Genomic DNA, 17,501 nt, shown 5'->3' with positions numbered 1-17,501 from the left:
TGTCGTTCCGATCCTCAGCCCTTACGAATTATAGATCGGGAAGCGAGCGACGAGCGCCTTGGCCTTCTCGCGGACGGCGCCCTCGACCAGGCTGTCCTCTTCGGTGCCCTTCTGCGACAGCACGTCGAGAACTTCCGCGATCATGTCACCGACTTGCTGGAACTCGGAAATGCCGAAGCCGCGCGTCGTGCCGGCCGGCGTGCCGAGGCGGATGCCCGACGTCACCATCGGCTTTTCCGGATCGAACGGGATGCCGTTCTTGTTGCAGGTGATGTGGGCGCGACCGAGCGCGATCTCCGAGGTCTTGCCGGTCAGGCGCTTCGGACGGAGGTCGACGAGGATGAGGTGCGTATCGGTGCCGCCCGAGACGATGTCGAAGCCGTGTCCCTTGAGGTTCTCCGATAGAGCCTTGGCGTTCTCGACCACGTTCTTCGCATACATCTTGAAGTCTGGACGAAGCGCCTCGCCGAAGCAGACGGCCTTGGCCGCGATGACGTGCATCAGCGGGCCGCCCTGCATGCCCGGGAAGACAGCCGAATTGATCTTCTTGGCGATGTCCTCGTCGTTCGTCAGCACCATGCCGCCGCGCGGGCCGCGCAGGGTCTTGTGCGTGGTCGTCGAGACGACATGGGCATGCTCTAGCGGGTTCGGATGCTGGCCGCCCGCGACGAGACCGGCGAAGTGCGCCATGTCGACGAAGAAGTAGGCGCCGACCGCGTCCGCGATCTTGCGGAAGCGGGCGAAGTCGGGCTGGCGCGAATAGGCCGAACCGCCGGCTATGATGAGCTTCGGCTTATGCTCATGGGCCAGACGCTCCATCTCGTCGTAATCAATGACATGGGTCTTCGGGTCGACATTGTACGCGACCGGCTTGAACCACTTGCCCGAGACGTTGACCGGCGCGCCGTGAGTCAGGTGACCGCCGGCGGCAAGGTTGAGGCCCATGAAGGTGTCGCCTGGCTGGAGCAGGGCGAGGAAGACCGCCTGGTTGGCTTGCGAGCCGGAATTCGGCTGGACGTTGGCGAACCTGGCGTTGAACAGACGGCAGGCTCGCTCGATCGCGACCCGCTCGACGATGTCGACATACTGGCAGCCGCCATAATAGCGGCGGCCCGGATAGCCTTCCGCATATTTGTTGGTGAGGACGGTGCCCTGCGCTTCGAGCACGGCCTTGGAGACTATGTTCTCCGAAGCGATCAGTTCGATCTCGTCGCGCTGACGGCCGAACTCGAGCTGGACGGCGTCGAAAATCTCATGATCGGACTCGGCGAGCGAGGCGGAAAAGAAGGCGCTGGCGCCATTCGCGGCGCGGGTGTCGGTCATGGACATAGTTTGCTCCTGGCCGACGGCGATCTATCGCGGTCCCGGCTCTTTGTCGATGCGTGGCGTACCATATCGGCCGTCGCGCCGCCAAGTTGCTACGAGGGCTATCTGGGTCGTGCTCCGGTTCGACCGGAGCATCCACCAGCGTCGAATATGGATCCTCCGGTCAAGCCGGAGGATGACGGCTCTAAGATGGACGCCCCAGTTTCATTTCCAACTTCCGCAGGGCCAACCTCTGTAGGTCGGCCCGGGATGCATTCACCGGCCCGACGATCGACACTTCCGTGCCTGTTTCTGGGCAGATGGCCGAAACCTTCATCGAGCCGCCTAGCGCCCGAAACTCGAAATAGACATCGCCATGGCTTCCCCGCCTGGCAATGCCTCTTTCATTGTGCGGCGGCGATCTGTCCGACGCCATCGAGATTGTAGATATCATCGCGGAACTGGACCACGCCCTCGGAGTCCGCCCAGGCCGAGATGTAGACCCAGTGCACCGGCGTCGCCTGCGCGAGTTTGGCATCGATACGCTGGCCGGACTTGATCGCCGCATCGACCTGCGAACGGTCCCAGTTCGGCGTCTGACCGAGGAGCCAGGCGGCGAGCTCGCGGACGTTCTGGACACGCACGCAACCGGACGAATGGAAGCGCGCGTTCTCGCCGAACAGGCCCTTCGACGGGGTATCGTGCATATACACGCCGTCTTTGTTCGGCATGTTGATGCGCATCGAGCCCATCGAGTTCAAATCGCCCGGATCCTGCGTGAAGCGATAGTCCATCGCCTCGTCGGACTGCCAGTTGACCTGCTCGGGCTGCAGTTCCTCGCCGCGCTGCGTGAAGATGCGGATGTTGTTCTTCGTCAGGTAGTCCGGCTCCTTCTGCATCTTCGGGATCAGATCCTTGCGGATGATCGAAGACGGCACCGTCCAGTACGGGTTGAAGTTGACTTCCTGGATCTTGACGTCGAGCTGCGGCGACTGGCGGTCGATCTTGCCGACCACGGCCTGATGGCGAAGCTCGACCACGCCCTCGTTCACCGCCTCGACCTGTGCGGCCGGGATGTTCACCATCACGAAGCGGCGGTCGATCTTGCGGGTGAGAGTCGCGAGCCGGGCGAGGCTCGCCTCCATCTGGTGGCGGCGCACCGACGCCGGAACGTTCATGGCGGCGCGGCTGTCGGGGCCGACGGCGCCGTTGGCGATCAGACCATGACGGGCCTGGAAGCGCTTCACCGCGGCATCGACATAGGAATCGAAGACATCGGAATTGCCGGCGTTCGCCGGCAGGTCGCCGGAGACCATCAGGCGCTGGCGGACGATGCGCACCGCCGGATCACGGCTGCCAAGTTTCAGGACCGGCCCGGGCGGAATGGCAGGCCAGCCGCCCTGGTTCTCGATCTGGATGTACTGCTGGAGCGCGGCGGTCGTCGATGCGAGCGTCTGCTCGCTGATGATCGGCACCGTGGTCTTCGGCATGCGGGCTGCGGCGGGAGCGGAGTCGAAGCGATCGCCCCACTCGACCGAGACGCCCTGCATCGCCGTCTTCTGCTGTGCAAAAGCAGGCGCGGCGGCGGCCACAATGGCGAGGCCGAGGAAAGCGGCCACGCCGCGTCTCGTGGTCGACATGCTCAACATCATCGGCTGACTAACCCTCGCCGCAATACGTGCCCTTGCCCCGATCATTGGGCGTAACATGCACAAGGTTAATGAACAACGAGTTCGCCCCTCGGGCACGCCTCGTATTGATCCCTAGACGCCATCGATTTGGGGCGGAACCATGATGCGGCGCTGGTTTTATACAGTCCTCCACCAAGTGTTGCGGAAGCGACACATTCCATCCGTCATACCGCGAGCGCGAAAAACTCCTTCGGCATCGACTTCATCCGGGCGATATCGCGCATCGGCGGCGCGCCGAAAACGCGCGCATATTCGCGGCTGAACTGCGAAGGACTGTCATAGCCGACGGTATGGCCGGCCGTGGCGGCATCCGCCGCCTTGCTGAGGATCAGTCGGCGGGCCTCCTGGAGGCGGAGCTGCTTCTGGTACTGAAGCGGACTCATCGTCGTCACCGCCTTGAAATGCGCGTGCAGCGCCGACGGGCTCATGCGGGCTTCGGACGCAACCGTCTCGATGCTGAACGGCTCCTTGAAGTTCTGCTTGATCCAGCCGATCGCACGATTGATCTGCTGCACTTTGCTTTCGGCGACCGCGATCTGGCGGAGACGCGTACCCTGCTCTCCAAGCAGCAGGCGATAGAGGATTTCGCGCTCGGCCAGCGGCGCCAAGATCGGGATGTCGCCCGGTGACGAGAGCAGGCGCAGGAGACGGCAGGCCGCATCAGTGAGCTCGGTCGTCACAGCGCTCAATGTCAGGCCGGGCTCCGAATTCTGCCGGACGGGCGGCGATCCGGCATCCATCATGAGCTGGCCGAGCAAACCGGGATCGAGATCTACCCGTAGACAGAGATAAGGCTTTTCCGGCGTCGCCTCGGTGACCTGGCCGACGATCGGCATATCGACCGAGACGACAAGATATTTATCGCGGTCGTATTCATAGACCGCATCGCCGAGGATCACCTGTTTGGCGCCCTGCGCGATGATGCACACGGCCGGTTCGTGCAGCGCGTGGAGCGGCAGGGTCGGCTGGCTCGAACGGAAGAGAAAGACCCGGGGAATGGCGGTCGGGAAGACGCCATCGGTCCCGGTGTTTCGTTCAATCAATTCGGCGAATTCGTTGCGGGCGGCCATGGCGATGTTCCTGGGTAATCAGCGGAGCGAAGCATACGCGCGAAGACCGCTCGGCGGAAGCCAAAGGACGAAAAACATAGAGAATCGGGCAATAATCGTGGAGGATCATGAGATTGGCGCAAGTCGCTGATGCACTTGAGCATTCATGATCACGTCATGGTCGGATCATCGCATCACGATTATCTGGTGGCTGGATTTTCAGGGCATATTTTCGGGACATAATGAATTTGCTGATCGGTAGGGAGCGATCGGCGCACCTTTCCATTCGACGATTGTCGGCTCTTTCCTGACCGCCTTGGACAATCGAGCAATCTTTATAGGATCGGGCAATTTCCCGCGAGCATCGATCTACCGCCTGAAACGTGACCTAGAACAAGCTCTCCTCACACCGAAACGCACAGCGCGTCCGGACCCCAAAGAGGAGAAGTCAGATGTCGAGCATTTCTGGAAAAGTCATCGCGATCACCGGCGCCTCCAGCGGCATCGGCGAAGCCGCCGCCCGCCTGCTGGCCCAGCGCGGGGCCAAGGTCGTGGTCGGCGCCCGCCGCACCGACCGTCTTGAAGCCTTAGTCAACGAGATCAACGCCGCCGGCGGCCAGGCCCGCTTCAAGGCTGTCGACGTGACGAGCCGCGAGGACACCAAGGCTTTCGTCGACTTCGCCAAGTCGGAATTCGGCGCGGTCGACGTCCTCGTCAACAATGCCGGCATCATGCCGCTGTCGCTGATGGAAGAGCTGAAGGTCGATGAATGGGACCGAATGATCGACGTCAACATCAAGGGCGTCTTGAACGGCGTCGCCGCAGTGCTGCCCGACATGAAGGCCCGCCATAGTGGCCAGATCATCAATGTCGCCTCGGTCGGCGCGCATATCGTAGTGCCAACCGGCGCCGTCTACTGCGCCACGAAATACGCGGTCTGGGCGATCTCGGATGGTCTGCGCCAGGAGAACCAAGACATCCGGGTGACGACGATCTCTCCCGGCGTCACCGCGACCGAGCTCGGCAACGACATCTCGGACCAGGCGGCGAAGGACTATCTCGTCGAGCTCCGCAAGACCGCCCTGACCCCGGATGCGATCGCCCGCGCCATCGCCTATGCGGTCGAACAACCGGACGAGGTCGACGTTAACGAGATCGTCGTCCGCCCGATCACCAGCAGCCTGTAATCATTATACCAAAGTCGCATACTACGGTCGGCCGCGGCGTTCCGCGTCGCGGCCGGCAAAATGGGAGAAGCGAGATGTTCAACACGCTGCGGACACGCCTCGCCGGACTGGCGGTGGCGCTGGTGGTTCTGATTCCGATGGAGAGGGCAATGGCCACGACCGACAACACGGTCGAGACCCGCAACAAGGCGATTGTTCAGGCCGGCTTCGACGCCTGGAAGAACGGTACGGGGAGCCCCTACGACAAGCTCGCGGCTAACGCGACCTGGGAGATCGTCGGCAATTCGGCGGCCTCACGCATCTATAAGGGCAAGGAAGACTTCATGACCAATGTCATCCGGCCGTTCAACGCGCGGATGTCAAGCCGGCTCGTCCCGACGGTCCGCAACATGTATGCGGACGGCGACACCGTGGTCGTGTTCTTCGACGCGGAAGGCACGGCGAAGGACGGCAAGCCCTATCGCAATACCTATTCGTGGTTCCTGACGCTCAACGACGGCGAGATCGTGAAGGCGTCGGCGTTCTTCGATAGCGTGGCGTTCAACGATTTCTGGGAACGGGTGAAGCCGTGACCTTCAGCCTTCGCGGCCGGTCCAATAGCTCTTGGGCTTGGCCGCGAAGGTCTCCGGCAGGTTGCGAACGATGGCGGCGAGCGCGGCGTCTATATCGTGCAAATATTGCGTCCAGTCGGAGTATTTGCTGATCGGATCGCGTCCGTCGGAGATGCCCCGCAGACCGATCATCGAGGCGCCGCACAGCGAGGCGGCGCGGAATACGGCATAGGTCTCCATATCCACCATGTCGGCGGCGATGGCGACGTAGGCCTCGCCGTTGACGATTGCGCCGCCGGTGCTGAGGCTCGCTTCCGGGATGCCCGGCAGACGCTGGAAGATCGGCAGGACCGCCGGCAGGCCCAGGAACGGCGTGAGGCCTTTCTCGAAGCCCAGCGGGCTCGCGTCCATGTCGCGGTAAGCGACCGACGACACCTGATAAATGCTCGCCTGGGAAAGCAGACGCGATCCCGCCGAGCCCATGCTGATCACGAGGTCGGCCGGGTCTTCCGTGAGAGCGAGGGTCACCCGGATCGCGGCCTCGACCGGTCCTACCCCCGTGATGATCGGCTTGATCAGCGTCCGCAATTCCGGCCCGTATTCCGGCTCGGCCGCCATGACGAAGAGCACGCGGAGATCGCCATCGGCGGCGCGATAAACTGCGGTCACGATTGATCTTTCAAGAACGAAGGGCGGCCGAGAAAATGGTCAAACCCCGTCATCGTCAAGCCCCGGCGGCTGCCGGATTGGCGGCCACCTTCGCGTCGGCAAGTCGGTTTGCAGTTGCCGACGCGGCAGCGGCCGCATCCTGTCCACCGCCCGAGACCTGTACTGTCGGCACCGCGAACTTGATGCCGTTCTCCTCGAAAGCCTTCTTGATCAGCACATAGGCCTTGCGCCGGATGATGAATTGCTCGCCGGGCTTGGTCATCATCTTGAGGCGGATCTGGATCGCGAATTCGCCCATCTGGTCGACGCCCTGCATCTTCAGCGGCTCGATGATGTGGTGTGCGTATTCCTCGTCCTCGGCCAGTTCCTGACCGATCTTCTTGATGAGTTTCCTGACCTTTTCGAGGTCGGTGTCATAGGTGACGCCGAGGCTCATCTTGTCGATGACCCAGTCTCGGCTTTCGTTTCTCACCGAGCCGAGCTCGCCGAACGGCACCGTGGTGATCGGACCGCGATGGTGGCGGAGCCTGACGGATCGGAGCGAGAAGCCCTCGACCGTTCCCTTGTGGCTGCCGGCGACGATGTATTCGCCGACGCGGAAGGCATCGTCCAGGAGGTAGAAGACGCCGGAGATGATGTCCTTCACCACCGTCTGTGCGCCGAAGCCGACCGCTATACCGATCACGCCGGCACCGGCGAGCAGCGGGCCGATCTGCACGCCCATGGCGTCGAGCGCCATCAGCACGCCGACCACAGCGACGAGGACGAGAAGCACGTTGCGGAGGATAGGCAGCAGCGTCGCCAGCCTCTGTCGGCGGCGGGCCTCGGGGCTGTCGTCATAGCCGTGGGCCGCCGTTGGAGCCGGCACGATGTAGCTGTCGATCAGGGTCTTCACGAGCTTCCAGGCGAGATCGACGGCGAGCAGGACGATGACAATGCGCAACACGGCGCGCAACACATAGGTCGCCCCTGTCTCGCCCATGGCGAGGTCGTTCAGCCTGATCCCCCAGGCGCGGGCAAGGACGATCGCCGCGATCGCCACGAACACCACGCGGAGCGCGCGCTCGGCCACGACCGACCAGCCGAGTATTGTTTGATCCGCTGTCTTCTCGGGATCGTCGATACCCGCGATGTGGCGAACCGCGTCGCGCGAGACGACGAGGACCACCGGCAGGATCATCGCGACGAGCGCCGTCCAGAACAATTCGTCGAGGCCCATCAGAGCGAAGATCCAGGTCAGGACGATGCCGAAGGTCAGGACGAGCGCGGTCGCGCGGTTGGATTGCGGATCGGCCTCGCGGCACTGCCGTCCCCAGACCATCAGGATCGCTGCCCCGCCAAGTATCGCGAGCCACAAGGCCTCGATGACCTCGTGGGAGGCGTAGGGCACGTTGATAATAGCCAGAAGACTCAGGATCGCCACGCCGGCAGCCGCAATGCCGACCAGCCAGACCGACCAAAAGAACCAGAACTTCGCGAGCTCGGTCGTCAGCGGCAGCATGCGGTAATGGCCATACCGGCCTGCCGGCGCCAGAACGACGCGACCGATGAGAACGCTGAGCCTCGTGACGAACACCGCGACGAGGAGGATCAGCACGATCTCGCGGAACACGGGAGGCCACGGGAACAGGAGGAATGCACCGAGGCTACCGACCAGGAAGGAAACCGTCACGAGCAGGCCGAGCGACAGCCGGACACCGTGCACCTTGAGCCGATCGAGAACGGTCTCGGACGGCGCGACGAAGATATAGTTCAGCATTCCCTTGCCGGCCCACCAGCCGATCGCCTGTGCGGCGAACCCGCCGGCAATGAAGACGACGACCGCCCCGACAAGCCAGAGCAGATCGATCTTGTTCTCCATCATCTGGAAAGAGTTCGCAGAGGCGGCGATGTCGGTCAGCACATTCGGAGCGGCCGTCGCCAGCGTCATCGCGCGCGTTCGCAAGTTATGAAGATGGGTCGCAAGCGACGACATGCCCTCGCCCATCGCCCTGGTCGAGCGCGATTGCTCGGTCGATTGCGGCGCCGGAGCAGCGGGCTGTGCTGCTGTCGTGTGCCTCAGCTGGTCCTGCGCAAGTGCGCGACCGTGTTCGTCGTTCGGCACTTCAATCGTGAAGCGGATCGGAGGCGACGGGACCGGCTGTTGCGCGACAGCCGCGCCCGTGGTTGCCAGCAGCAGGCAGAAGAAGAGGGTCGAACGAACGCGGCGAATGGACATTGGATGTTTTCCAGCGGGCTGTCCGCCAAGGGGATCATACATTCCCTTTCGCTGAAGGGCAGCCGCCCGTTACGTCCCTTCGTGTCGTCGCGATCACACGTTCTGCGCCGTTGAAACAAATCGGCACCGCGACGACCTCGTCCGGAAACAATCCATCTTTATTTGACGCCGCCAACGAAATTCGATGGCGCCACGCGCCGTTATTTAGGACTGCCCAGACATGAAGCGGCTCGGCCTGCTTTTGCTTGCGGTCGGTTTGTCCTGCGGCCAGGCCCAGGCATCGACCGCCCTGATGGATCAAACCCCTGTCGAGATTCAGGCGGGGATCGAGGCCAAACATCCGGTGGCATATCTCATCGTGGCGACGAAGTTGTTCGAGAGCAGCAGGAAGGACGAGGCCGTGTTCTGGTTCTATCTCGGCCAATTGCGCTATCGGACGCATCTGATGGCGCGGCCGAAACTCGATCCGACCGGCGATGCCGCTCTGTTTTCGTCACTGTTCTCAAGCATGGGGCCGGCGATCAATCGCTACGCCTATGCTGATCCCGGCAAGCTGACGAAGACGATCGACCGCGTTCTCGCCTGGGACGACGCCCATGACGACACGTTCACGTCGAAAAAGACCTACGCCGCCGAACGCGAATCCATCCGCAAGGGCTTGATCGAGCTTCGCGAATACAACCTCGCGCAAGCTGAACGGATCAATACCATGCGGAGCGCGAACGGACTCGAGAACCACTGATGAGCTGGACGAGTTACCTGCCGATGCCCGCAAACGACGAACCCATGCTTCGCCGCCGCCGTGTGCGCTGGCTCGCCATCATCCCGCTCGCGATGATCCTGTTCGTCGTGCTTTGCACCTGGACGCTCGTTTCGGTGTTCAACGCGGGCCTGACACTCGGCCTCATGACGTCAGGCGCGGTGCTGCTCGCCTACAGTGTGCCCGCTACCCTGTTCGAATGGCCGCGGCTGACGCTGGAGGCCATCGGCGCGTTGTTCGAATGGCTGTGGGATCTGCTGACGTCCTGGTGGAACTGAACATCAGGTCCCGGCCGACGAGATGCGGCGGCACGGAATGCCTTCGAACCGGCACAACGCGTCGTAGACCTGCTCCGAATGGGCGCGGTCGCGTGTCTCGACCGTGATGTCGAGCGTCGCGCCCTTGGCCGGGACGTCGAGATAAAGCCGGCCGTGCGAGACTTCCAGAATATTGGCGCCGAGTTCGCCGAGCCGCGTCGCGATGCGGCCGAGCACGCCCGGCTGGTCGTTGATCGTCAGCCGGAAGCGGGCGATACGGCTTTCGCGCTCGAGCTCGCGGACCATGATCGAGGCCATGATGCGCGGATCGATATTGCCGCCGCACAGAACCAGGCCGACCTTCTTGCCGTAGAACCGGTCCGGGAAGGCGAGGAGTGCCGCGAGGCCTGCCGCGCCTGCGCCTTCGGCCATGGTCTTCTGATAAAGCGCGAACGCGTTCACCGCGCGCTCCAGATGCGGCTCGTTGACCAGCAGGACTTCGGAAACAAGCGCCTCGACGACCGGCAAAGTGAGGTTGCCGACATTCTTGACCGCGATGCCTTCGGCGAGCGTCGGCCCGCCGGCTGGACGCGGTTGACCAGCCATCGCGTTGATCATCGACGGGTATAGCGAGGACTCGACACCGACGATCTCGATCTCCGGCTTGATCGCCTTGGCGGCGATCGCAATGCCCGAAATGAGTCCGCCCCCGCCGATCGGCACGACGAGCGTGTCGAGGTTCGGCGCATCTTCGAGGATTTCGAGACCGGCAGTGCCCTGCCCGGCGATGATGTCCGGATCGTCATAGGGATGGATGAGCGTAAAGCCCTCGTCTTTCACCATCTGTTCGGCGCGGATCTGGGACTCGGCGAGCGTCTCGCCGTCGAGCACCACGCGGGCACCGTATGCCTCTGTATTGCGGACCTTCACCTGCGGTGTCTGTTCCGGCATGACAATGACAGCCGGGATGCCGAGACGCTGGGCATGATAGGCGACGGCCTGGGCGTGATTGCCGGCCGACATGGTGATCACGCCCTTGGCCCGCGCCGCTTCGTCGAGCCGCGACAGCCGCACGAAAGCGCCGCGGTCCTTAAAGCTGTTCGTGACCTGCATGTTCTCGTACTTCACCCAGACCTCTGCCCGGGTGAGCGCGGAGAGCTTTGGCGCCGGAAGCGTCGGCGTGCGGAGCACCTGACCCTTGAGGACCTCCCGCGCGGCGCGGATATCGTCGACGGTGACGGGGAGCTTTGAGTCAGGTTTCGTCAGCACGGGCGGATTCCAGCGAGTCGCATAAGAGAAGTCTAGCGCGGAGAGGACGGGAGGGCATCCCGGCAACCGCCGTCGTCCTGCGGCTTGACCGGAGGACCCATCCGGCGCCGTACATGGATGCTCCGGTCAAGCCGGAGCATGACGGTCGCTCAACCCCGCTTCAGCTTCTCGGCCACCACGGGCGCGAAGTAGGTCAGCACCGCGTCTGCCCCTGCCCGCTTGAAGGCAAGCAGGCTCTCCATCATCGCCCGGTCGCCATCGATCCAGCCGTTCTGGGCGGCGGCCGTGATCATCGCGTATTCGCCGGATACCTGATAGGCGAGCACCGGACGCTCGAAACGGGTCTTCAATCTATGGACCATATCGAGATAGGGCATGCCCGGCTTCACGATCATCATGTCCGCGCCCTCGGCGAGATCAAGTTCCGCTTCGAGTAGGGCCTCGTCGCTGTTGGCGGGATCCATCTGGTAGGTGCGCTTGTCACCGATCAGGACGGTCGAGGTGCCGATCGCATCGCGGAACGGACCGTAGAAGGCAGAGGCATATTTCGCCGTATAGGCGATGATCTGGACATCGGTCCGGTTGGCGGCATCGAGCGCCGTACGGATCGCTCCGATACGTCCGTCCATCATGTCGGATGGCGCGACGGCATCCGCGCCGGCCTCGGCGTGAAGGAGGGCCTGCCTGACAAGCACCTCGACGGTCGCGTCGTTGACGATCTCGGCCCCGTCCAGCAGGCCGTCATGGCCATGACTCGTATAGGGATCAAGCGCGACATCGGTGATGAGGCCGATCTCCGGAACCGCCCGCTTGATCGCGCGAAGCGCGCGGCAGACCAGGTTTTCCGGGTTCTGGGCTTCCGAGCCGCGGGCGTCGCGCAGCATCGGATCGGTGAAGGGAAACAGAGCCAGGGCCGGGATGCCGAGGCTCGCGGCGCGCTCGGCCTCGCCCACGGCTTCGTCGACCGACAGGCGCTCGACGCCCGGCATGGAGGCGACCGGCTCGCGATGGCGTTCGCCCTCGACGAGAAAGATCGGCCAGATCAGGTCGGAAACGCTCAGCGCGTTCTCGCGCACGAGGCGACGCGACCAGTCAGCCTTGCGATTGCGACGCGGCCGGATCGGCAGATCGAGCGTGGCCTGGCGGAAACGGCTGGTCTTCACGTCTCCCGCGGCGGCATCGCCAGTAAAGGGAAGGCGGCCCACCGTATCGTGCATCTCATTGTCCTTCCGCGGCCCTCGCCGCATCAGCCCTGTCCCTTGCTATCATATTGGAGCTTTTCCAGACACCGGGAGATTGCCGCACGCATGTTTGACGACGCGGATGCGCGCACCTAAAGCTCGGCTCCGCAATCGAGGCAGGCTTCCGTGATCCGCTTTCTCCGCCGCAAGGAACCCAGCACCCTGAACGGCGACGAACAGCCGGTAATGGACTGGACGCAGAACCTCGTCCTGTTCTTCCGCGTGCTGGCCGTCTTCCAATTGTTCAAGGGCCTCGTCCATTGGGCGCTGCTGCTGGGTGCGGGCGGTGACCCGCTGGGTTCCAACCAGGCCGTCGAATTCCTGTCGGCGAATATCTACTTCGCCGTGCTCGACCCGGTTTCGGCGGTCGGACTCTGGCTGACCTCCTCCTGGGGAGCCGTGCTGTGGCTGCTGGCGGCGGTCAGCCAGCTTGCGATCTGCATCGCGTTTCCGGAGATATTCGGCTCGCTCTGGCCGCTGATCCTGATCGAAGCGATCGCCATCGGCGGATACATCTTCCTGACCTTCAAGGTAGCTCAGGTTTCGGACGACTGATCTCGCATCGTTACCGAAAGCTTATCCGGTATAAGATTTGATTCAGCACGCGAAGTTACCAGTTGTTCAGTACGAGAAATAAAGACAAATTTAGTCAAGGCTTTTAAGCGCATTTTCATATGCGGTACGTATCTTACAGTGGAAAGGTGGCGGAAACCAATAAAGCGCCATCGTCATTAGCAAGAGGCGTACAGATGTCTAATGTTGCTCGCGCGGCTGCTTCGGCAACCCCCGCAAACCAGCCGGAAGATGTTCGGCCGCTCTACCTTGAAGCGCTGACGCTCGTCGAGCGCCTGCATCGCCGTCTTCTCGACGTCATCAAGGACGAGTTCGACCGTCGTGGCCGGGCCGATGTCAACAGCGTCCAGGCGCTCTTGCTGTACAATATCGGCGATGCCGAACTGACGGCCGGCGAGCTCCGCACCCGCGGCTACTATCTCGGCTCCAACGTTTCCTACAATCTCAAGAAGCTCGTCGAAGCCGGCTTCCTGCACCATCAGCGCTCGCGCATGGATCGCCGCTCGGTCCGCATCAGCCTGACGCCGAAGGGCCAGGAAGTGCACGACATCGTCAACCAGCTCTACGAGAAGCACATGCGCTCGATCGAGCAGGTCGGCGGCATCGGCTCGCAGGATTTCCTCACGCTCAACAAGGCGCTCGTCCGCCTCGAGCGCTTCTGGACGGACCAGATCCGCTATCGTCTCTGATCCCGGCGACGGTGGGTGAATGCGGGGCGCCTCAGGCGCCCCGTTTTCGTTTTACGGCCACCATCTTGTCCGTATGATCGGCGATCCCACATCCTTGGGATGAAGGAAATGCCGTGATGACGACCCTCGATAGTGCTTACGACCACAGCCGCCTCGATGGCGTGCGCCGCAAGCGCATGCTGGCCTTCCTGGTCGATTTCACCTGTATCTGCATTCTCTGGCTAATCGCCTGCGTGGTCGTCGGCTTCCTCGGCATCATCACTCTTGGTCTGGCCTGGCTGTTGTACGGCGCCGTGTTCCCGATTGTTGCCGTGCTTTATTCCGGCATCAGCATCTCGAACCGGAGCGCAACGCCCGGCATGCGCGCTGCCGGACTGATCTTCCGGTCGGAGACCGGCGAGCCACCGAGCTTCATACAGGGCGCGGCCCACGTCATCCTGTTCTACGTGACGGTGACGTTCCTCACCCCACTCATTCTCGTGATCAGCCTATTCAACAGCCGCAAGCGCCTATTGCACGATATGCTGATCGGCGTGACGGTCGAGAACGCGTGAGCCGGCCAAAAGGGCCATTTTCCCGCCGAAAGCTCGGTGTTATCGTCGGAGCATGGATTAAGCTCCTGAGAACGTGACCGAACATCCTCGCGACACACCGCAGTTTTACATGACTGCACCGGCTCCCTGCCCCTACCTACCGGGGCAGGTTGAACGGAAAGTGTTCACACACCTCGTGGGCGAGCGGTCCACCGGTCTCAACGATCTTCTCAGCCAAGGTGGCTTCCGCCGCAGCCAGACGATCGCCTACCGTCCGGCCTGCGAGAACTGCCGTGCCTGCGTTTCGGTACGCGTTCTCGTACGCGAGTTCGACTGGACGCCGAGCTTCCGCCGCATTCGGGCCAAGAACTCGGATCTCGTCGGCGATCTTCGCGCCGCCGTCCCCTCATCCGATCAGTATTCGCTGTTCCGCCGCTATCTCGATTCCCGCCATTCAGACGGCGGCATGGCGTCGATGAGCGTGCTCGATTACGCGATGATGATCGAGGACACGCATGTGAAGACGCGGCTGATCGAATATCGGCGCCGTGGGCCGGACACCGCGATCAACGGGCGAGGCATGGGTCCGCTCTATGGCGTGGCCCTGACCGACGTCCTCGCCGACGGCCTGTCCATGGTCTACTCGTTCTATGACCCGGACGAGGCGCATCGCAGCCTCGGCACCTGGATCATCCTCGACCACATCATGCGCGCGCAGGCGATGGGCCTGCCCTACCTCTATCTCGGCTATTGGATCGAGGGCTCGCGCAAGATGCACTACAAGAGCCGGTTTTTGCCGCAGGAGCGACTGGCGCCGGCGGGTTGGGAGCGGGTGTAGGACCTCATTGGTCGTCATGCCAAGGCTGTCCTTGGCATCCACGAGTTTACTTCCTGTCGAGAGCAGCCAAGCCCTGCCATGACGTAGCTAATCCGGCTTGAACTTATTCGTCCTCGGGAAGCCCTTCGGAGCCAGGCGGCCGGCGTCGGCGCGGTTGCCCATCCAGTCTCGTAGCTCTTCGCCGGCGAGCGTCCATGTCCGGCCGGACGTATCCAGCCAGGTCAGGCCCTTGGCGCTCTCGAACGTCCTGGCATCGACCACCGCACCGTCCTTGTACTTCTGCAGTCGAACGCCGCGCCCGCGGGACATTTCGGCCACCTGTGCGATCGGGAAAACCAGTAGCTTCCGGTTCTCGCCGACGATCGCAACCATGTCGCCTTCGACACGCGGGGCAAGGCGCGCCTCGCTCTTCATGTCGAGGTTCATGACGTTCTTGCCCTTGCGGGTCGATGCCACGAGATCGTCCTCGGCAACCACGAAACCGCGCCCGTCGGTCGCGATGACGAGGCGCTTGGTGCCCGACGCGTAAACCCAGACCAGAGCGATATCGGCGCTCTCCTCAAGATCCACGTGCAGGCGGATCGGCTCGCCCTGCCCGCGCCCGCCCGGCAATTTGGACGCTTCGAGCGTGAAAACCTTGCCGTTCGTGGCCATGACCATGATCTTGGCCGTGGTCTCGGTCATGAAGGCGGCGCGGAGCTTGTCGTCGGCCTTGAACTGCAGGCCGCTGAGATCCTGCACATGGCCCTTCAGTGCCCGGATCCAGCCCTTGTCGGACACCACGACCGTGACCGGCTCGCGCTCGACGAACGCTTCGGTCAGGGCGGCGACAGGACGGTCCGGCGCCTCGGCGAAAGTAGAGCGGCGCTTGCCGAGCGCCGTTTCCGGGCCAAACGACTTACGGACCTCGGCGATCTCCTTCTTCACCTTGGTCCACTGACGGCGATCGCTGCCAAGCAGCGCCTCGATATCGGCCTTCTCGGCGCCGAGTTCGTCGTGTTCCTTGCGGATCGCGATCTCTTCGAGCTTGGCCAGAGCACGCAGGCGGATATTGAGGATCGCCTCGGCCTGGATCTCCGTCAGCTCGAACTGACGGATGAGTTCGGCCTTCGGATCATCCTCATAGCGGACGATGCGGATGACCTCGTCGAGGTTGAGGAAGGCAATGAGCAGGCCGCCCAACACCTCCAGCCGGCGGTCGATCGCGTTGAGACGGAACTGCGCCCGGCGGATGACGACCTCGCGGCGATGGTCGAGCCACTCGCGTAGAGCAGGCGCCAGACCGAGCACCTGCGGGACGCGTCCCTTCACCAGCACGTTCATGTTGAGGCTGATCCGGGTTTCCAGATCGGTCAGCTTGAACAGGCTTTCCATCAGGATTTCGGGATCGACCGTGCGGGCGCGCGGCTCCAGCACGATGCGGATGTCGTCGGTGCTCTCGTCGCGAACGTCGGCGAGGATCGGCACCTTGCGGTCTATGACCATCGAGGCGAGTTGCTCGATCAGCCGGCTCTTCGGCACGAGCCACGGAATCTCCGTGACGACCAGAACCCAGGTGCCGCGACCGGCATCTTCCTTGTGCCAGCGGGAGCGTACACGGAAGCCGCCGCGCCCGGTGCGGTAGGCATCGCGGATGCCGCTCTTCGGCTCGACGATGATGCCGCCGGTCGGAAAGTCGGGACCCGGGACGAATTGCAGGATGTCATCGGTGCCGGCAGCCGGATTGTCGATCAGGTGGACGGCCGCATCGAGCAGTTCGGCGGCGTTGTGCGGCGGGATCGATGTCGCCATGCCGACCGCGATGCCTTGCGAGCCGTTGGCCAGCAGGTTCGGGAAGGCGGCGGGAAGGACGATCGGTTCTTCTTCCGAGCCGTCATAGGTGTCGCGGAATTCGACGGTGCCTTCGTCCAGGCCGTCGAGCAGGAGGCGCGCGACTTCGGTCAGCCGAGCCTCGGTGTAGCGCATGGCGGCGGGGTTATCGCCGTCGACATTGCCGAAATTGCCCTGCCCCTCGACCAGCGGCCAGCGCTGGGCGAATTCCTGCGCGAGGCGGACCAGCGCGTCATAGACCGACTGGTCGCCGTGCGGGTGGTATTTGCCGATGACGTCGCCGACGACGCGGGCAGACTTCTTGAACGCCTGCCCCGGATCGAGCCGCAGCAGCCGCATCGCGTAGAGCAGACGGCGATGAACCGGCTTCAGGCCGTCGCGGGCATCCGGCAGCGCGCGCTGGGTGATGGTCGACAGCGCATAGGCGAGATAACGCTCCTCCAGCGCGGAGCGCAGATCGACGGCCTCGAAACCGTCCGGAGGGGTGACTTGCTCGCCCATGGGACTTGGCTAGCGGAAGGCCCGAGTCGAGGCAATGGCCGGTGGGCTACAGTCCAACGCCACCGACAGGAATGGTGGTTGCGCCCTTCTCGAAACCGGCGATCAGGGGCATGGCCTTGCCGATCGCTTCCTTAACCGCCGGGATTGCAAGGGACGCCTTGTGGCTGTCCTCGTCGTCCCACACCTCGGTGACCCAGATAACGTCCGAACTTTCGGCGTCCTTCGCCACGATATAGCTGACGCAACCGGGCATTCCGGCGCTGCCGGCGAGAACCAGGTCGATCAGCGCGTCCCTGTGGCCGGGAACCGCGATCATCTTGGCGATCAGACCGTACATTCG

General features: G+C 63.2%; 18 protein-coding genes. 8 read left to right on the top strand and 10 right to left on the bottom strand.

Annotated features, from left to right (window positions below; genetic code table 11):
• Positions 1 to 21: 21 nt before the first annotated feature.
• The 4 genes from glyA to ACFPFW_RS08080 all read right to left on the bottom strand — a co-directional run bounded on the left by glyA (position 22) and on the right by ACFPFW_RS08080 (position 4,066).
• Positions 22 to 1,323, bottom strand: coding sequence for a serine hydroxymethyltransferase (gene glyA / locus ACFPFW_RS08095; protein ID WP_379771430.1), 1,302 nt, complete (start codon positions 1,321 to 1,323; stop codon positions 22 to 24).
• Positions 1,324 to 1,510: 187 nt separating this feature from the next.
• Positions 1,511 to 1,741 (bottom strand): DUF6898 family protein, encoded by a 231-nt coding sequence (locus ACFPFW_RS08090; RefSeq protein ID WP_114956471.1) that lies wholly within the window; start codon positions 1,739 to 1,741, stop codon positions 1,511 to 1,513.
• A complete protein-coding gene (locus tag ACFPFW_RS08085; protein WP_379770220.1) occupies positions 1,710 to 2,945 on the bottom strand; it encodes a L,D-transpeptidase family protein in 1,236 nt (411 codons plus the stop codon). The genes ACFPFW_RS08090 and ACFPFW_RS08085 overlap by 32 nt, the downstream gene beginning before the upstream one ends.
• 215 nt (positions 2,946 to 3,160) lie before the next feature.
• Positions 3,161 to 4,066 (bottom strand): AraC family transcriptional regulator, encoded by a 906-nt coding sequence (locus tag ACFPFW_RS08080; protein ID WP_114956473.1) that lies wholly within the window; start codon positions 4,064 to 4,066, stop codon positions 3,161 to 3,163.
• A gap of 431 nt (positions 4,067 to 4,497) precedes the next feature.
• Between ACFPFW_RS08080 and ACFPFW_RS08075 the strand changes: the two genes are divergently transcribed.
• Both ACFPFW_RS08075 and ACFPFW_RS08070 read left to right on the top strand, forming a co-directional pair.
• Positions 4,498 to 5,232: an SDR family oxidoreductase gene (locus ACFPFW_RS08075; protein WP_114956474.1), complete on the top strand. Its 735-nt coding sequence runs from the start codon at positions 4,498 to 4,500 to the stop codon at positions 5,230 to 5,232.
• A 74-nt stretch (positions 5,233 to 5,306) separates the two neighbouring features.
• Entirely contained in the window at positions 5,307 to 5,804 is a 498-nt protein-coding gene (locus ACFPFW_RS08070; protein ID WP_114956475.1) for a nuclear transport factor 2 family protein, read from the top strand.
• Positions 5,805 to 5,807: 3 nt separating this feature from the next.
• Here ACFPFW_RS08070 and ACFPFW_RS08065 read toward each other — a convergent pair whose 3' ends face one another.
• The gene (locus ACFPFW_RS08065) at positions 5,808 to 6,452 is read right to left on the bottom strand and encodes a 5'-methylthioadenosine/S-adenosylhomocysteine nucleosidase (RefSeq protein WP_379770215.1); all 645 of its coding nucleotides are present in this window, start codon (positions 6,450 to 6,452) and stop codon (positions 5,808 to 5,810) included.
• A gap of 55 nt (positions 6,453 to 6,507) precedes the next feature.
• Entirely contained in the window at positions 6,508 to 8,670 is a 2,163-nt protein-coding gene (locus ACFPFW_RS08060) for a mechanosensitive ion channel family protein (protein ID WP_379770212.1), read from the bottom strand.
• Positions 8,671 to 8,890: 220 nt separating this feature from the next.
• Between ACFPFW_RS08060 and ACFPFW_RS08055 the strand changes: the two genes are divergently transcribed.
• Both ACFPFW_RS08055 and ACFPFW_RS08050 read left to right on the top strand, forming a co-directional pair.
• Positions 8,891 to 9,412 (top strand): hypothetical protein, encoded by a 522-nt coding sequence (locus tag ACFPFW_RS08055; protein WP_114956477.1) that lies wholly within the window; start codon positions 8,891 to 8,893, stop codon positions 9,410 to 9,412.
• A complete protein-coding gene (locus ACFPFW_RS08050; RefSeq protein ID WP_114956478.1) occupies positions 9,412 to 9,708 on the top strand; it encodes a hypothetical protein in 297 nt (98 codons plus the stop codon). The genes ACFPFW_RS08055 and ACFPFW_RS08050 overlap by 1 nt, the downstream gene beginning before the upstream one ends.
• A 3-nt stretch (positions 9,709 to 9,711) precedes the next feature.
• Here the strand turns inward: ACFPFW_RS08050 and ACFPFW_RS08045 are convergent, their stop codons facing one another.
• Together ACFPFW_RS08045 and hemB are read right to left on the bottom strand one after the other, a co-directional pair.
• Positions 9,712 to 10,956, bottom strand: coding sequence for a threonine ammonia-lyase (locus tag ACFPFW_RS08045; protein WP_379770208.1), 1,245 nt, complete (start codon positions 10,954 to 10,956; stop codon positions 9,712 to 9,714).
• Positions 10,957 to 11,105: 149 nt separating this feature from the next.
• A complete protein-coding gene (gene hemB, locus ACFPFW_RS08040; protein WP_114956673.1) occupies positions 11,106 to 12,173 on the bottom strand; it encodes a porphobilinogen synthase in 1,068 nt (355 codons plus the stop codon).
• A 150-nt stretch (positions 12,174 to 12,323) separates the two neighbouring features.
• Here hemB and ACFPFW_RS08035 point away from each other — a divergent pair, with 150 nt between their 5' ends.
• The 4 genes from ACFPFW_RS08035 (at position 12,324) to ACFPFW_RS08020 (ending at position 14,830) form a co-directional block, all read left to right on the top strand.
• Positions 12,324 to 12,752 carry a DUF6163 family protein gene (locus ACFPFW_RS08035; protein ID WP_114956479.1) on the top strand — a complete coding sequence of 143 codons (429 nt, stop codon included), beginning with the start codon at positions 12,324 to 12,326 and terminating at the stop codon, positions 12,750 to 12,752.
• A gap of 194 nt (positions 12,753 to 12,946) precedes the next feature.
• Positions 12,947 to 13,459: a transcriptional regulator LdtR gene (ldtR, locus tag ACFPFW_RS08030; RefSeq protein ID WP_114956480.1), complete on the top strand. Its 513-nt coding sequence runs from the start codon at positions 12,947 to 12,949 to the stop codon at positions 13,457 to 13,459.
• 116 nt (positions 13,460 to 13,575) lie between these two features.
• Positions 13,576 to 14,013 carry an RDD family protein gene (locus tag ACFPFW_RS08025; protein ID WP_114956481.1) on the top strand — a complete coding sequence of 146 codons (438 nt, stop codon included), beginning with the start codon at positions 13,576 to 13,578 and terminating at the stop codon, positions 14,011 to 14,013.
• 73 nt (positions 14,014 to 14,086) lie between these two features.
• Complete coding sequence (locus tag ACFPFW_RS08020) at positions 14,087 to 14,830, top strand: arginyltransferase (protein WP_114956482.1); 744 nt, start codon at positions 14,087 to 14,089, stop codon at positions 14,828 to 14,830.
• A gap of 87 nt (positions 14,831 to 14,917) precedes the next feature.
• On the opposite strand, the gene parC is transcribed toward ACFPFW_RS08020, so the two are convergent.
• Together parC and ACFPFW_RS08010 are read right to left on the bottom strand one after the other, a co-directional pair.
• Entirely contained in the window at positions 14,918 to 17,161 is a 2,244-nt protein-coding gene (parC, locus tag ACFPFW_RS08015) for a DNA topoisomerase IV subunit A (protein WP_114956483.1), read from the bottom strand.
• A gap of 46 nt (positions 17,162 to 17,207) precedes the next feature.
• Positions 17,208 to 17,498, bottom strand: coding sequence for a putative quinol monooxygenase (locus ACFPFW_RS08010; protein WP_114956484.1), 291 nt, complete (start codon positions 17,496 to 17,498; stop codon positions 17,208 to 17,210).
• Between the last annotated feature and the right edge of the window lie 3 nt (positions 17,499 to 17,501).

Source organism: Flaviflagellibacter deserti, assembly GCF_042652085.1.
In the GTDB taxonomy this organism is placed as follows: Bacteria; Pseudomonadota; Alphaproteobacteria; order Rhizobiales; family Methylopilaceae; genus Flaviflagellibacter; species Flaviflagellibacter deserti.
The sequence above is the reverse complement of the archived record's forward strand: the minus strand, read 5'-3'. Positions and strand labels throughout refer to the sequence as shown.

Bases quoted from the DNA above. Each gene is read 5' to 3' on its own strand.
- glyA (WP_379771430.1), bottom strand. From the start codon at position 1,323: ATGACCGACACCCGCGCCGCGAATGGCGCCAGCGCCTTCTTTTCCGCC.
- ACFPFW_RS08090 (WP_114956471.1), bottom strand. From the start codon at position 1,741: ATGGCGTCGGACAGATCGCCGCCGCACAATGAAAGAGGCATTGCCAGG.
- ACFPFW_RS08085 (WP_379770220.1), bottom strand. From the start codon at position 2,945: ATGTCGACCACGAGACGCGGCGTGGCCGCTTTCCTCGGCCTCGCCATT.
- ACFPFW_RS08080 (WP_114956473.1), bottom strand. From the start codon at position 4,066: ATGGCCGCCCGCAACGAATTCGCCGAATTGATTGAACGAAACACCGGG.
- ACFPFW_RS08075 (WP_114956474.1), top strand. From the start codon at position 4,498: ATGTCGAGCATTTCTGGAAAAGTCATCGCGATCACCGGCGCCTCCAGC.
- ACFPFW_RS08070 (WP_114956475.1), top strand. From the start codon at position 5,307: ATGTTCAACACGCTGCGGACACGCCTCGCCGGACTGGCGGTGGCGCTG.
- ACFPFW_RS08060 (WP_379770212.1), bottom strand. From the start codon at position 8,670: ATGTCCATTCGCCGCGTTCGTTCGACCCTCTTCTTCTGCCTGCTGCTG.
- ACFPFW_RS08055 (WP_114956477.1), top strand. From the start codon at position 8,891: ATGAAGCGGCTCGGCCTGCTTTTGCTTGCGGTCGGTTTGTCCTGCGGC.
- ACFPFW_RS08050 (WP_114956478.1), top strand. From the start codon at position 9,412: ATGAGCTGGACGAGTTACCTGCCGATGCCCGCAAACGACGAACCCATG.
- hemB (WP_114956673.1), bottom strand. From the start codon at position 12,173: ATGCACGATACGGTGGGCCGCCTTCCCTTTACTGGCGATGCCGCCGCG.
- ldtR (WP_114956480.1), top strand. From the start codon at position 12,947: ATGTCTAATGTTGCTCGCGCGGCTGCTTCGGCAACCCCCGCAAACCAG.
- ACFPFW_RS08025 (WP_114956481.1), top strand. From the start codon at position 13,576: ATGACGACCCTCGATAGTGCTTACGACCACAGCCGCCTCGATGGCGTG.
- parC (WP_114956483.1), bottom strand. From the start codon at position 17,161: ATGGGCGAGCAAGTCACCCCTCCGGACGGTTTCGAGGCCGTCGATCTG.
- ACFPFW_RS08010 (WP_114956484.1), bottom strand. From the start codon at position 17,498: ATGTACGGTCTGATCGCCAAGATGATCGCGGTTCCCGGCCACAGGGAC.